The organism is Pseudomonas sp. KU43P (assembly GCF_033095865.1).
Lineage (GTDB): Bacteria > Pseudomonadota > Gammaproteobacteria > Pseudomonadales > Pseudomonadaceae > Aquipseudomonas.
Genome location: NZ_AP019365.1, coordinates 5174399 through 5188833, shown reverse-complemented (window position 1 = coordinate 5188833; position 14435 = coordinate 5174399). Strand labels below are relative to the sequence as shown.

The 14435-nt window shown below is 57.7% G+C and carries 11 protein-coding genes and 1 pseudogene; 7 read left to right on the top strand and 5 right to left on the bottom strand.

What is annotated here, in order from left to right; all coding sequences use genetic code 11:
• Nucleotides 1-107: 107 nt before the first annotated feature.
• Nucleotides 108-995: a LysR substrate-binding domain-containing protein gene (locus KU43P_RS23725; RefSeq protein WP_317659940.1), complete on the bottom strand. Its 888-nt coding sequence runs from the start codon at nucleotides 993-995 to the stop codon at nucleotides 108-110.
• Between the two features lie 101 nt (nucleotides 996-1096).
• Here KU43P_RS23725 and KU43P_RS23720 point away from each other — a divergent pair, with 101 nt between their 5' ends.
• The 3 genes from KU43P_RS23720 to KU43P_RS23710 all read left to right on the top strand — a co-directional run bounded on the left by KU43P_RS23720 (nucleotide 1097) and on the right by KU43P_RS23710 (nucleotide 5375).
• Nucleotides 1097-2116 carry a 2-hydroxyacid dehydrogenase gene (locus KU43P_RS23720; RefSeq protein ID WP_317659939.1) on the top strand — a complete coding sequence of 340 codons (1020 nt, stop codon included), beginning with the start codon at nucleotides 1097-1099 and terminating at the stop codon, nucleotides 2114-2116.
• A gap of 78 nt (nucleotides 2117-2194) precedes the next feature.
• Entirely contained in the window at nucleotides 2195-3538 is a 1344-nt protein-coding gene (locus KU43P_RS23715) for an MFS transporter (protein ID WP_317659938.1), read from the top strand.
• A 445-nt stretch (nucleotides 3539-3983) separates the two neighbouring features.
• Nucleotides 3984-5375: an amino acid permease gene (locus KU43P_RS23710; RefSeq protein WP_317659937.1), complete on the top strand. Its 1392-nt coding sequence runs from the start codon at nucleotides 3984-3986 to the stop codon at nucleotides 5373-5375.
• Between the two features lie 90 nt (nucleotides 5376-5465).
• Here KU43P_RS23710 and KU43P_RS23705 read toward each other — a convergent pair whose 3' ends face one another.
• On the bottom strand, nucleotides 5466-6332 hold the full coding sequence (locus KU43P_RS23705) for a LysR family transcriptional regulator (RefSeq protein ID WP_317659936.1): 867 nt from the start codon (nucleotides 6330-6332) through the stop codon (nucleotides 5466-5468).
• A gap of 304 nt (nucleotides 6333-6636) precedes the next feature.
• On the opposite strand from KU43P_RS23705, the gene KU43P_RS23700 reads away from it, so the two are divergent.
• On the top strand, nucleotides 6637-8163 hold the full coding sequence (locus KU43P_RS23700) for an MFS transporter (RefSeq protein WP_317659935.1): 1527 nt from the start codon (nucleotides 6637-6639) through the stop codon (nucleotides 8161-8163).
• Nucleotides 8164-8236: 73 nt separating this feature from the next.
• Here the strand turns inward: KU43P_RS23700 and KU43P_RS23695 are convergent.
• The 3 genes and pseudogenes from KU43P_RS23695 to KU43P_RS23685 form a co-directional block, all read right to left on the bottom strand.
• Nucleotides 8237-8320, bottom strand: a pseudogene (locus KU43P_RS23695) (transposase); the annotation flags it as partial.
• Between the two features lie 420 nt (nucleotides 8321-8740).
• Nucleotides 8741-10609: a DUF2075 domain-containing protein gene (locus KU43P_RS23690; protein WP_317659934.1), complete on the bottom strand. Its 1869-nt coding sequence runs from the start codon at nucleotides 10607-10609 to the stop codon at nucleotides 8741-8743.
• A 24-nt stretch (nucleotides 10610-10633) separates the two neighbouring features.
• Nucleotides 10634-11017 carry a nucleotide pyrophosphohydrolase gene (locus KU43P_RS23685; RefSeq protein WP_317659933.1) on the bottom strand — a complete coding sequence of 128 codons (384 nt, stop codon included), beginning with the start codon at nucleotides 11015-11017 and terminating at the stop codon, nucleotides 10634-10636.
• A 665-nt stretch (nucleotides 11018-11682) separates the two neighbouring features.
• On the opposite strand from KU43P_RS23685, the gene KU43P_RS23680 reads away from it, so the two are divergent.
• From KU43P_RS23680 to KU43P_RS23670, 3 genes are read left to right on the top strand one after another with little or no spacing between them, the layout of a single operon-like run.
• Nucleotides 11683-11961 carry a type II toxin-antitoxin system HigB family toxin gene (locus KU43P_RS23680; RefSeq protein WP_027915442.1) on the top strand — a complete coding sequence of 93 codons (279 nt, stop codon included), beginning with the start codon at nucleotides 11683-11685 and terminating at the stop codon, nucleotides 11959-11961.
• A complete protein-coding gene (locus KU43P_RS23675) occupies nucleotides 11951-13165 on the top strand; it encodes an ImmA/IrrE family metallo-endopeptidase (protein ID WP_176683250.1) in 1215 nt (404 codons plus the stop codon). Before KU43P_RS23680 ends, KU43P_RS23675 begins: the two co-directional genes overlap by 11 nt.
• Nucleotides 13162-14304 carry a beta family protein gene (locus tag KU43P_RS23670; protein ID WP_317659932.1) on the top strand — a complete coding sequence of 381 codons (1143 nt, stop codon included), beginning with the start codon at nucleotides 13162-13164 and terminating at the stop codon, nucleotides 14302-14304. Before KU43P_RS23675 ends, KU43P_RS23670 begins: the two co-directional genes overlap by 4 nt.
• Nucleotides 14305-14435 lie beyond the last annotated feature (131 nt).

Sequence of the window (14435 nt, the reverse complement as noted above, 5' to 3'; positions counted from 1 at the left end):
TCACCGGCCAATCGCCGGCAAGCCGGCTCCCACAGGTACCGCGCAGGCCTCAAGCGCTGCGTGGTCCCTGTGGGAGCCGGCTTGCCGGCGATTGGCCCCACACCCCATTACCCCGCTTCGAAAAACGCCCGCGCCATCGCCACGAACCCCCCCAGCACCGGATTAGGGTTATCCCGGCAATACGCCAGAAAGATCTCCGCCTCCTGCTCCGTCCCCACCAACGGCTTGAACACCACCTGCTCCAGCCGCAACGCCTGCGCCGAAGCCGGCACCACCGCACACCCCAACCCCACATTCACCAAGCCGAGGATCGAATGCGTCTGCCCAAGCTGATGCTGATACCGCGGCCGCACTTCATGGCGGGCGAACAGGTTGGCGATGCGGTCATGGAAGTAACGCCCTTCACTGGCGCTGTACATCACGAACGGCTCGCCATCGAAATCGCCAGGCCGCAGCCGCTCCCGTGCCGTCAGCGCATGCCCGGCGGGCAGGGCGGCGACGAAGGGCTCGCGGTGGATCGGCAGATAGTCCACACGGGCGCTGGGCAGCACCTGGCGCACCAGCCCGACATCGATCAGCCCCGCTTCCAGGTCGTGCACCTGGGTGGCGGAGATGCGTTCGCTGAGCACCAGTTCGATATCCGGCAGCGTCTGCCCGGCATGCACCAGCAGGCGCGGGATCATGCTGTAGGCGCCTACCGCGGTGAAGCCCAGGGTCAGACGACCGGCCTCGCCGTGGGCGATACGTCGGGCGGACTGGCTGGCCGACTCGGCGATCTGCAGGATGCGCCGGGCATCTTCGAGAAAGCTCTGCCCGGCCAGGGTCAGCCGCGCCTGGCGGTTGTTGCGCTCCAGCAGCAGTACCCCGAGCGAATGCTCCAGCAACTGGATCTGCCGGCTCAAGGGCGGCTGGGTCATGTGCAGGCGGCTGGCGGCACGGCCGAAATGCAGCTCTTCGGCAACGGCCACGAAGCAGCGCAACTGGTGCAGCTCCATGATTCAATTCCTGAATTATTCGATCCAGCATCTATATTAGACCTGCATCAAACGCCGGCCTAGCATCGAATCACTCACTGATGACCTGCCGGATGCGAACGATGAATGATGACGCCACTGCCCCGATCGAACTGCTACTGACCCAACCGGTACCAGAAGCGATCGACGCTGAACTGGCCCGCGCCTATCAGGTGCACCGGCTCTACCAGCACAAGGACGCTCAGCAACTGTTGCGCGAGGTCGGCCCGCGCATTCGCGGCGTGATCACCGGCGGCGCCAAGGGCTTGTCCACGGCGTTGATGGATCAGCTCCCAGCCCTGCAGATCATCGCCATCAGCGGCATCGGCACCGACGCCGTCGACCTGCAGCACGCGGCGCGGCGCGGCATCCATGTGACCACCACGCCAGGCGTACTCACCGCCGATGTGGCCGACCTGGCCATGGGCTTGATCATCAGCACGCTGCGCCGCCTGGGCGAGGGCGAGCGCCTGGTGCGGGATGGCCTGTGGGGCACGGTCAACCCGCCGCTGGCGCGCAAGGTCAGTGGTGTCGAGCTGGGCATCCTCGGGCTCGGGCAGGTAGGCAAGGCCATCGCGAGGCGCGCGGCGGCGTTCGACATGGGCATCGCCTACAACGGGCGGCGCGAGCAGCCGGAAACGGGATATCGCTATGAGGCCGACCTGGTCGAGCTGGCGCGTTCGGTGGACGTGCTGGTGGTCGCGGCCTCGGCCGATGGCGGTGAGGCGTTGGTGACGGCCGAGGTGCTCGATGCGCTGGGGCCGGACGGTTACCTGATCAACGTCGCCCGCGGCAAGCTGGTGGACGAGGTGGCACTGGTCGACGCCTTGCGCGAACGGAAGATCGCCGGTGCCGGGCTGGATGTGTTCGTCGACGAGCCCCATGTACCACCAGCCCTGCGCGACCTCGACCAGGTCAGCCTGCAACCGCACCGCGGCAGCGCCACGCTGCAGACCCGCCTGGAAATGGGGCGGATGGTGCTGAGCAACCTCGAAGCCTGCTTCCGGGGTGAAGTGCCGCCCAATTGCGCGTTACCCCCATCGCCGGCAAGCCGGCCCGCACAAGTCCCTGTGGGAGCCGGCTTGCCGGCGACAGGGCCCTGACAACCGACACAAGGCCCAAAGGCGCCACCCTTCTCTACACAAAAACAATCGCTTCCAGCGAGAAGCAAGAGGGTCCACATGAACAGCAAATCCGCCGTCGCCGCACCGCAGGCCATGGCCGGGATCGGCCGCCACCGCTTCCTGGTGCTGGCACTGATCTTCGTCATCACCGTCATCAACTACGCCGACCGCGCCACCCTGTCGATCACCGGCACCGAGGTGCTCAAGGACCTCGGCCTGGACCCGGTCATGCTCGGCATGATCTTCTCCGCCTTCGCCTGGGCCTACGCCCTGGGCCAGGTGCCCGGCGGCTGGTTGCTCGACCGCTTCGGTGCGCGCCGGGTCTACGGCATCAGCCTGATCCTCTGGTCGCTGTTCACCTTGCTGCAAGGCACGGTGGGCTGGATGGGCCTGGCCGGCGCATCGGCCGCGGTCGCACTGTTCTCCATGCGCTTCATGCTCGGCCTGGTGGAGTCGCCGGCCTTCCCGGCCAACTCGCGCATCGTCAGCTGCTGGTTCCCCACCCGCGAGCGCGGCACTGCGTCGGCGCTGTTCAACTCGGCGCAGTACATGGCGGTGGTGGTGTTCGCGCCGCTGATGGCGTGGATGACCCACACCCTGAGTTGGGAGCAGGTGTTCATCTGGATGGGTGTGCTCGGCCTGCTGCTGAGCGTGGTGTGGTTCCGCCTCTACCATGAGCCGCACAGTGCCCCGGGCCTGAGCCGCGAAGAGCTGGACTACATGCGTGAAGGCGGCGCCCTGGTCGACCTGGAAAACGAACGCAAGGCCGCCAAGAGCAAACCGACCCGCGCCGAGCTTGCGCAGCTGTTCACCAGCCGCAACCTGTGGGCGGTGTACCTGGGCCAGTACTGCATCACTGCGCTCACCTATTTCTTCATCACCTGGTTCCCGATCTACCTGATCAAGGGCCGTGGCATGACCATCATGGAAGCCGGCTGGGTCGCCGCGTTGCCGGCCATCTGCGGTTTCACCGGTGGCATTCTTGGCGGCTTCATTTCCGACTGGCTGATCCGCCGTGGCGTGCACCCGTCCCGGGCGCGCAAGACACCGTTCGTGATCGGCATGGCGTTGTCCACCGTCCTGGTGCTGGCCAACTACGTCGATGGCAATGCGGCGGTGATCGCCCTGATGACCCTGGCCTTCTTCGGCAAGGGCCTGGCGGCGGTGGGCTGGGCGGTGCTGTCGGATGTGGCGCCGAAGAAGATGGTCGGGCTGTGCGGCGGCGTGTTCAACGGCATCGGCAACATCGCCGGCATCGTCACCCCGCTGGTGATCGGCTACGTGGTGGCCAGCACCGGTTCTTTCCACAACGCACTCTGGTTCGTGGCCGCCCATGGCGTGCTGGGGATCCTCGCTTACCTGTTGCTGGCCCGGCGCTTCGAGCGTACCGGACAGGTGTAGGCAGACACCTGAGCAACAGAGGCCCCGGGAAACCGGGGCTTTTTTTTGCCTGCTTCAGCCCCATCGCCGGCAAGCCGGCTCCCACAGGGATTTGTGCAGGCGCCGGCTTGCCGGCGATAGGGCCGGAACAGACACAACACATTCAGTTGAAAAACAAAACCTTCAAATGGCCATCAGGCGCATTTGGGCATGCCAATCACGACATCTGGCGCGAATGGAAATCCCCTGTCGTGATCGAACAGTTCCGAGGCGTTCTCGTGTAATTACCCACAGCCTCGCACGGCTTAAATGAACCCCGAACCGCGCCGGCACGTTGCTCTGTGACGCGTGCCAAAGATCAACAACAGAGCACCGGTAACGTGTCGACTTATTGATTTCAAAGGAGATATTTTTCGCCTACGCCTGCCCGTCCTTTCCTTGTGTCAGCAAAAAGAGAACAACATCCATGAACACCGTGGGATCTGATGGCAACCTTGCACAAGGTTTCAAGCCACGTCATGTAACGATGCTGTCCATCGCGGGCATCATCGGCGCCGGACTTTTCGTCGGCTCCGGGCACGCCATTGCGGCGGCCGGGCCAGCCACCATTGTTTCGTACTTCGTTGCTGGCACCTTGGTGGTGCTGGTTATGCGCATGCTCGGCGAAATGGCCGTTGCACATCCCGACACCGGTTCGTTCTCCACCTACGCCGACCAGGCCATTGGCCGCTGGGCTGGCTACACCATCGGCTGGTTGTATTGGTGGTTCTGGGTGCTGGTGATTCCGATCGAAGCCCTGGCCGCCGGGCATGTGCTGAACGCCTGGTTCCCCCAGGTCGACAGCTGGATCTTCGCCCTGGCCTCGGTGTTGCTGCTGGCAGGGACCAACCTGTTCAGTGTGGCCAAGTACGGGGAATTCGAATTCTGGTTCGCTATCTTGAAGGTCACCGCGATTCTCGGTTTCATCGGCCTGGGTTTCGCCGCGTTGATGGGCTGGCTGCCCAACCGTGAAGTCAGCGGCCTGAGCGGGCTGATTGCCGAATATGGCGGCTTCGCACCCAAAGGGTGGTCGGCCGTGATCGGCGCGTTCATCACCGTGATGTTCAGCTTCATCGGTACAGAGGCAGTGACCATCGCCGCGTCCGAGTCCAGCGACCCGTCGCGCAACATCGCCAAGGCCACCCGCTCGGTGATCTGGCGCATCAGCACGTTCTACATCCTGTCGATCTTCGTGATCATCTCGGTGGTGCCGTGGAACGATCCGCAGTTGGCAGTGGTGGGGTCGTACCAACGTGCGCTGGAAATCATGAACATCCCCAATGCCGCCTTCATGGTCGACCTGGTGGTGCTGGTGGCCGTTACCAGTTGCATGAACTCGTCGATCTACATCGCCTCGCGGATGATGTATTCGCTGGCCAAGCGCGGTGACGCGCCGGCCTTCCTCAACAAGACCTCCAAGGTCGGCGTACCGCGCGCCGCGGTGTTCGGCAGCACCCTGATCGGTGCGGCCATCGCCATCCTCAACTACTTCGCACCCAAGGGCGTGTTCGAGTTCCTGCTGGCCAGCTCCGGTGCCATCGCGCTGCTGGTGTACATGGTCATCGCCATCTCCCAGCTGCGCATGCGCCGCCGCCTGGAGCGCGAGAATGCCGAATTGAAGTTCCGCATGTGGTTGTTCCCGTGGCTGACCTGGGCGGTGATTCTGTTCATTGCTGGGGCGTTGGCGGTGATGATGTATACGCCTGAGCACCGGGCGGAAGTGAGTTCCACCTTGGGGTTGGCGATCGTGATTTCCTTCCTGGGGATCGTGACTTCGCGGGGGCATGCGCAGCCGGTGGTGGCGCGGACGATGGGGTGATGGGGGTCACCTGCTAATCAAGGGCGAGGGCATCCGTTGAGGGTGCCCTCGTTTTTTGGGGGGAGGCGCAAGGTGCTTGCCATGGGATGTTCATCGTGGGCCCATCATTGCCACGTACCTCTTCACCGCCGGGGCCTTCTCGAAGCGCCGGTAAATCAGGCTCAACCACGAGCTGGCCTGGCAATCAGCAATGCGCCGGTAGTTCACCTGCGGCAGGCTGATGCGCTGCACTACCGACTCTGGCACCACGGCAATCCCCTGGCCCAGCGAAACCAAGGTAATCACCGCAACCAGGCTGCCGGGTTGGGGGCCCAGACGCGGTACGAATCCACCCTGTGCCGCCACCTCCAGCGTGCCGGAGATCTGCTCGGGAAGGATGAAGTTTTCGCCAGCCAGACGTGATGCCGGGATCTGCTGCAGTTCGTTAATCCGCGAGCTGGCGGGCAGGGCAAGGACGAAGTCTTCCTGGTGCAGTGCAATGGCCTCGAGCTCTTCAGGCAGCTCCATGGGCGAGCGCACGTAAGCCAGGTCCAGCAGGCCGTCGCGAACCATGCCGGGCAGCTCGGCCATGGGCAGTTCGCGGATGTTCAGACGCACGCCGGGGTGGGTGTCGCTGAAACTGATGACCTGCCGCTGCAACATGCCCGAGTACGCCGCCGAGGCCACGTAGCCCAACTCGATACTGCCACTTTCACCACGGCCGGCCCGTTGCGCCCCCAGTTGCGCGGCATCGAACTGGCGCACCGCCTGCTCGGCCTCGATCAACAGCGCCTGGCCAGCGGCGGTGAGGTTCACCTCACGCTGGTTGCGCTCGAACAGGCGTACACCCAGTTCGCGCTCCATGTCCTGGATCTGCCGGCTGAGGGTTGGCGGGGCGATGCCCAGCTGCTCGGCAGCACGGGTGAAGTGGCCGTGCCGGGCGACGCAGAGGAAGTAGCGGAAATGGCGGATTTCCATGCGGTGTTACCTGCAAGCTAATGACGCCGGCCGTTGGGGCTAACACGCTTTGGGGCTGTCGGCGTTATGGTGAAGCAAACATTACAAGGCTGGTGTCTTGGCGGCAAAGATTGCCTGTGAGATTGCTGGGGACCGCTGCACGGTCCATCGCCGGCAAGCCAGCTCCCACAGAACCAGCAGCGTCCTGAAGAGCGGCGCGGTCCCTGTAGGAGCTGGCTTGCCAGCGATGGGCTGCAAAGCAGCCCCGGCGATCCCCAGACTGATCGCCCCCAAGCCAACCCGCTCTGCTTCCGGAGCCCCCGTCATGCCCTCTGCGCGCTTCACCCTGCTTACCGCTTCCCTGGTCTGCGCCCTGATCATCCTCGACACCAATATCGTCGCCGTCAGCCTGCCCAGTATTGCCCGCGACCTGTCCGGCTCGTTCGCCGATATCGAATGGGTGGTCAGCGCCTACCTCCTGGCCTTCGCCGCCTGCCTGCTTCCTGCCGGCAGCCTGGCCGACCGCTTCGGCCGCCAGCGCATGCTGCTGATCGGCCTGGCCGTGTTCGGCGCCGCTTCGCTTGGCTGCGGTGCCGCCCCGAGCCTGCTGTTCCTCGACCTGGCCCGGGCTGCCAAAGGCATTGGCGCCGCCATGCTGCTGACCGCCGCACTGGCCGCTATCGGCCACCGCTTTCACGAACCCCAGGAGCGCATGCGCGCGTGGGCCTTCTGGGGCGCTTGCATGGGCGCGACCATCACCTTCGCGCCATTGCTCGGTGGCGTGATCGCCAGCACCCTGGGCTGGCGCTGGATCTTCTACATCAACTTGCCGTTGGTAGGGGTGCTTGCCCTGATGGTGTTGCGCAGCGTCGAGGAGTCGCGCGACAGCAGCGCGGCCCGGCTCGACCCCATGGGCAGCCTGACCTTCGCCGGCAGCCTGGGCTGCCTGATCTGGGCAATGATCGATGCCAACCAGGTCGGCTGGACCAGCGTCGACACGCTCGGGCGACTGCTGATCAGCGCTTTCCTGTTCAGCCTGTTCATCATGGTCGAGCGCAGCCAGCCGCGGCCGATGATCGACCTGCAACTGATGCGCAGTGGGCGCTTTATCGGAGCCCTGCTGGGCATGTTCGCCTACGCCGCCTGCGCACAGGTGATGATGACCTTGCTGCCGCTGTACCTGCAGAACGGCCTGCAGTTGTCCGCGCTGGCGGCGGGGGCGGGGATGTTGCCGTTTGCTGCGGCGATGTTGCTGATGCCCCGTCTGGGGATGCGGTTGGCTGGCCGTTGGAGCCCGTCGCAGGTATTCGCCTTGGGGTTGGTGCTGGTAGGCGTGGGGAATCTGCTGTGTGCCTGGGCGGTCGGGTACGGCGGCTATATGGCATTCGCCTTGGCCAGCGTGGTGCTGGGCGCGGGCGCCGGTCTGCTCAATGGCGATACGCAGAAGAACATCATGGCCTGCGTGCCGCGTGAGCGGACAGGGATGGCTTCAGGGTTGAGTACCACTACGCGATTCGGCGCGATCGTGATTGCGATCGGGCTGCTGGGTGGCGTACTTGCGGCGCGCAGCGCACAGTTGTTGCGCGAGGCCATGGCCGGGTTGGTGCCGGAGCAATTGGGCAAGGTCAGCGCCATGGCCACCCGCGTGGCGGCAGGTGATCTGCCTGCGGCCCTGGCGATGCTGGACCCGAACTTGCGGGACACGGTGGCACCACTGGCACGGCAAGCCTTTGCCGGTGGGTTCGAAGCCGTGTTGCTGACCGCGGGCTGCGTGGCATTGGCCTTCGCCGTGGTGGTGGGGGTACTGCTGGGCCGGCCGCTGCCGAGCCATGGCGCGCTCGCGCGCACATGAAGAAAAGGCACCTGACCGACCTGGTGCCATTGTGGCCTGAAAACGGCCCTGAGCGTAACGGGCGTTGCAGAGTGAGATCGGCGACAGGATTGCCTTTCTCGGTCACTTGCTTGACCGCTTCTATCTTGAATTCTTCAGGGTAACGCTGACGACTCATGGCTCCTCCTGTTTGGGCCTCATTAGGAGGCTTGGAGGTGTCTACGAAACCAGGGGCGATTCAAGGTTTCGCGGGCAGGGAGGCTGTCATAAAGCTGGCATTCCTCAGCCAAAACAGCCCATTTGGACACAAAAAAGGCACTTGCGAGATTCGCTAAGTGCCTGATTTGTTTAACGTGTTTGGTGGGCCGGGGTAATTTGAAACCGGTCGGTATCTATCTGTTTTTGCTGGTAAATAATTTTTTGGTCAACTTGCTTGGAATACCGGTTGGAACGCTGCGTGGTCTGGATTCCGATGGACGGGGCTTTTTGAGAGCCGCCCCCAAAAACGAATCGGGGCCGAATCTATAAAGTAAATGGTCATCCTGTTGATCGTTGCCCCTGCGCTTGCCGGTACAGGGGCTCCTAGCAAACGATACCGTCAATGATTGCCGTGTTGGCTAAGCCGACTCTCGAAGTATTGCGCCGTCTCTTTGTCGGTGCAGTACAGGTAGCAACCCTTCATCCCCCGTGTCATCAGGGTTCGGTACGTATTTTTGATGATCAGGTCTGTTTCACCTTTCGCGAGGGTAGGTTGCTCTTTCATCATTTTTTTCCAGCCGCGAATCGATTTATCGTGCTTGTCGCGCTCATCCGGGGATGTCACTACCTGACCGTCACGTACGACCAGATCTGGTCCGATAATTACCCCGATGTAGTCGACTTCCAAACCTTGGCAGGTATGAATGCAGCCAACCTGCTCGATGGAGTTCTCAGCGATGATCCAGAGGCTGCCATCCTGATCCAGGTTCCATTGGCGTTTGTAGTCGCCAATGACGATATCAGCAGCGGCGGGGTCTTTTTTGCTCAACCAAGGCCAGCAATAGCCGGCGACCACACGAGCTTTGTTTCCGTGGTTTTTTTTATTGATCGCTTCATGCATCGCCTGAGGTGAGTCGAACACTTTAAACTCGTACTCCTGAGTCTCAAGCGTCGGATTTGCCGTCGAACGAATGCCCAGCGTGTCATCCAGCCATGCCAGGTAACCGTCAGAACCACTGCAGCGAAACTGCGAAGACAACACGTGTTCTTCCACCACAGCACCCTTGGCTTTTGCAAAGGCGCGTATTGCCTGCTTGCTGCCGATATCGCTCAAGGTTACACGCTGGTCCTCATCAATAAAGAAAATGGAGCATTTCGCTGAGTCAATCAGCTCCTTGATCTGGTTTTCCCCAAGGTTTCCATAAAGCCCGCTTTTCTCATTCAGCCGGTGAGCTTCGTCCACGATAAGCGCATCGAATGTGTTGGGCTCAGTATCGATGAATGCCCCAGAGCCTGAAAAGAAATTCGAGAAATGGCTGCGCTTGATGGTGCCAACCAGTTTGCTTTCGTAGACCTTGCGAGGGGCAGCATTCTTGGAGACGTATTTGCTCATCAGCTTCAATTCGGTGAGCTTCACCAGCAGATTGATAGCCAGAACAGTTTTTCCGGTGCCCGGTCCACCTTCGATGATCATCACCTTGGGGGCTTGGTCCGAGGCCTCGCTTGCCGCCGCCAGCGCCGACTCAAAAATTGCTTTCTGATCGTCAATCAACACGAACTCGGGTTTGCCTTTCATCAACCCGCCGAGGGCTTCGGCTAGCACCTTGGACGGGCGAATTTTTCCTTCGGACAGCTCGTACAGCACCTCTTTGTTGTCGCCATGACTTATATGCTTTTTCAGAAAACTTCTGAGTTTACTGAGCTCTTCCGGGCCTTTCAGAAACAGCGGAGCTTTGCTGATGTGGGGCTCATAGTGGGCTGAATCTATGACCCCGTCACTGACGTAGTTATGGAGGTAGGCACACGGACGGATTTCGATGCTTTTGTCATACACCGCCTCGTTGAAGCCTTCCAGCAGCGCTGCATAGGACCATACCTGATAGGACGGGTGAATAGTCTCAATGAGGCCGCCACCCAATGCCGTTTTGACGATGGCGTCTTTGGTTGTGGCGTTGGCCTTGCTCCATTGCTTCAGCTCGATCAGTACGGCCTTTTTTGCCTGATTTTCGTCGCGACCGGTGAGTAGAAAGTCGATTCGCTTCGACGACTGCGGAATGTGCAACTCAATGGCCAGGCCTGCATCGCTCGGGAGCCCCTCATCTCTAAGGACCTTGGCCATGTACGTCAGAGACCCTTGCCACGACCTGATTTCCGAGGAGCCAACGTTCTTGCCGGTAGCTTCCTTGTAATGCCTGAGGATTACCTCCTCAATGTCATCGTTATCGTTGTCTTTAAGAAATTGCTGTTTGGTCGCAGCGTAAACGATCACGGTTTGTCCTTAGGTGCGTGTTGGTCAGAGTCGGTCGTACTTTTTGCTGTTGCTTCTGGCTTTACCCACCGGGTACTTCTGGTCATTCGAGGCGATTTTTTGTGTCACCGCCTCGTTGAGGTCAATGCCAAGTACGCTGCTCAGGCGAACCAGGTACATCAGAACATCCGCCAGCTCATCCTTGATGGCTTGGCCGATTTCGGGATCTGTTGCGGAGGAGATCGAATCCGCATCGCTCATCCATTGGAAAATCTCGCAGAGCTCACCTACCTCGCCAGTGAGAGCTAGGATGAGATTTTTGGGGGAGTGGAACTGCTGCCAGTCGCGATCATCTGCGAACCGCTGGAGCGATGCGGCAAGCTTCACTACGTCAACCAGTGGCGCTGATGAACTGTCTGAGTGACTCACGGGCTTATCTCTTGGGTATCGGTGAGGGGCTGAATCAGGTGTAGGAAATCCGGTCTTGGATTGTAAGGGTTTTCGCTGTATGAGCAGATTTTTTGTGTTTTCTCTCTCACGTGCGGTCTGCCGGCGGAACTCCTTGTAGGCGTTCTTGCTTTGGGCGTGGGGAATTGTTCCGTCAAAAAACAAGTCTTCCACTGCTTGTCGGTGGGCGTAGCTCAGTTAACCGCAATAACGATTATGCCCAGCGAACAGCGGCCTTTTCTTCGCCCTCATAGCGTGTGCAGATAGAGCGGCAGTGCGTTCCTGTGGTTGGCACTTTCCAATTGCTGCCTGTTTGCTAAGCAGTCGCTCACCTAGCTTTGCGAGGTCGACAGACTCCAATAGTGAGGCGGCAGGTGACAATCTGCGCAGTTTCTGGCCTTACACGTGGGGACACAGCAGCCAGTGTCGTTGCTACCCAGAGTAATGATGCGGCGCATGGTGGCCGAGCTAGATTTCTTGCGGGCTTCCCTAGCTATCCACCGCCATTCCCCCACAATTCAGCTGCTTGTTGCGGGCGATGGTAAAACGCTACCATTGGATTCATGCGGTGTTCCCGTTTTGGGAATTTATGCGATTGACGCGCGTTCGAAAGGGATTTATATTGATCCCAAATTGGGAACATTACTATGCATCTGGTTGGCAAGGACATACTCGATAGGCTGAGAGGGCGTGGACCAGAAATTGACACGTGGGTCAGCGCGTGGGTTGCTGAAATTATCCATGCGGTGTGGACGCAGGAATCTGATCTATTTGACCAGTTTCCCTCGGCAAAAGAGCGGAAGTCCGGTGTTTTTATTTTTGAAGTGAATTTAGCAAAGTGCTGGTTAGAGGTGAAAATTGTGTTTCCTCAAAAAATAGCCCTCATAACCGCGCTATTAGGTGCAGAAGAAATTGATGGACACTAAGGTCATAAAAACAGAAGAACAGCATCGAGCTTATCTGAGTGAAGTGGATAGGTTGATGTCAATGATGCCTAAGCCTGGTTCTTCAGAAAGTAATCGCCTTGAGGTTCTGATTCTTCTTATTGAAGATTATGAGAGTAAAAAACATCCGATAGATGCCCCTGACCCAATCGATGCAATTCTGTTTAGGATGCACGAGAGAAATTTAAAGCAAGCAGATCTGATTCCTTACTTTGGCACTAGAAGTAGGGTTTCGGAAGTTCTGGGTCGCAAACGACCCCTGACTGTTCCTATGATAAAGGCTCTCTCGGTCGGATTGGGGATTTCGGCAGAGACCTTACTTGGGTTATCCCATACAGAAGAAAAGAAATCGACCGACGAAGTTGACTGGTCTAGATTCCCAGTGAAAGAGATGGTTGCTAGGGGATGGATTGATAAAGCTATAGGGAAGGCCTCCAAAACTACTGAGGAAACGCTTCGGGAGTTCGTGTCCCTTATAGGATGGCAGTTCGGTGAGGCTGCATTCAGGCGTACACCATTGGGTGATGCATACTCACCGACTACGAAATATTCTCTGTATGTATGGCTTCTTAGGGTTATTCAACGTGCTAGAGAGAGTAGTCATCTTTTAGGTACATTTGACCAGAGTAAGCTGTCGAATTCATTTTTGAAGGATTTGGCCCAGTTGAGTTGGTTTGAGAATGGACCTCTCCTAGCTATCGAGTTTCTTAAAAAACATGGTATAGCAGTGATAATTGAACCTCATCTGAAGGGTACCATGTTAGATGGTGCTGCGTTGAAAGATGTAGATGGAACTCCTGTTATAGGTTTGACGCTTAGGCACGATCGATTAGATAACTTCTGGTTCACGTTGCTTCACGAAGTTGCACATATATGGAAGCATATTGGTAATGAAGAAGCTTTCCTAGATGACTTAGATGCTTCTTCAGAAGATAGAAGAGAGTCGGAAGCAAATCGAATAGCCAGAGAAGCTTGTATACCTAGGGTTACTTGGAAGCGCTCTGGCGCCTACTTAGATCCTAGCAGGGAAAATATAGATAAGTTATCCAGAGAGCTAAAAATACATCCTGCTATTATTGCAGGCAGAATCCAGCGAGAGAGAGAAAACTACCAGTTGTTTTCTGATTTGTTGGGGCGTGGCGAAGTTAGAAAAATGCTTTCTAATAATCTTAATGGTGAGTTATGAAACTTATTTACGTCCCAATTTTGAAAGCTAAACCTGGTGAGCTCACTGCTCTTGCCGAGCTAAAAAAGTTTGCGGCAGAAAAAATTGTACCTTGGTTCGATATTTCACCAGTTAACGATGATAAGTTAGAAAAGCTTAGCGGTCAGCTGTTTCCTCCGATCGAGTCCTATTTGAGCGGTATTGCTGCAGAGATCTCCACTGTTTGGAAAGGTCGTCAAATTTTCTTAGATATGCCAAAGTGGTCTACTAATGCTCAAACAGAGGGTGGGGAGCATGTTATTCCATTTCTTCGAAACCAGCTGGAATCGTTTCGCGTTAAAACAAATCTAGTTGTCGATTATGTCCGATGGGATGATCCTGTATACGTTAATGCGCTTCGTGGAGCTCGCCTATCCTCAGCGTGTGATTTTGTTCTGCGTCTTGTTATGGATTCAGATACCGTGGAGGAACTCTCTGAAGAGGATTTTGTATTAGAACGTCTGAATGAGATAACTGATACTTTGGACCTTGATCCAGTCCTTGTCATGGTTATGATCGACTTTGGAGACGTATCCTCCCAAAAGCACACTGTTCCTGATATTGTGTCTAAGTCGGAAAAAGCGATAGCTTTGTTGAAAAGAGCTGGATTTAATAATTTTAGAGTGGCGGGCTGTTCGCTTCCTGCTTTTATATCTTCGGCGATTAAGGATCAAAATAGCACTGGCTTGGTTCTTCGCAAAGAGATGTCTGCATGGAGAACTTTGGTTGTACAGCCGGGATTCGAGTCGCTTGGTTTTAGCGATTATGGCATCCGCGGTCCCAATTCTAAAGAGACAGGTGGGCCGTCGAATGCGAACGGAAAAATTCGTTATACCATTCAGGAAGAGATGTTCATCGCTAGAGGTTACCCTCTGACAGAGGGGCTCAAAGGTGTTCAGCATCAGGAGCTTGCAAGGTTAGTTATTGCATCAGGTCACTGGGCTACAGAAAAGTTCAGTTGGGGTGACAATGAGATTTATCGTTGTAGCCAGGGTGAATTTTCGGGGACGTCTTCAGATTGGATCTCTATTGACACCAACCACCATATACACTCGGTTGTGCATGAGGTAATAGAGTATAAAGAACTTGTTGCTGCAAAGCATGCAAGGCAGTTTGTATGAAGCTGTTGTTTTAATTTGCTTTTAATTGGCCGTTCAGGCGAATAGCTGAAACAGCATGTTACAGCTATTCGTGCATGAAGTATCTTCAGTGATTTAGGTTTCGTATTTTAGCCAATCGCGGATATGGTTTG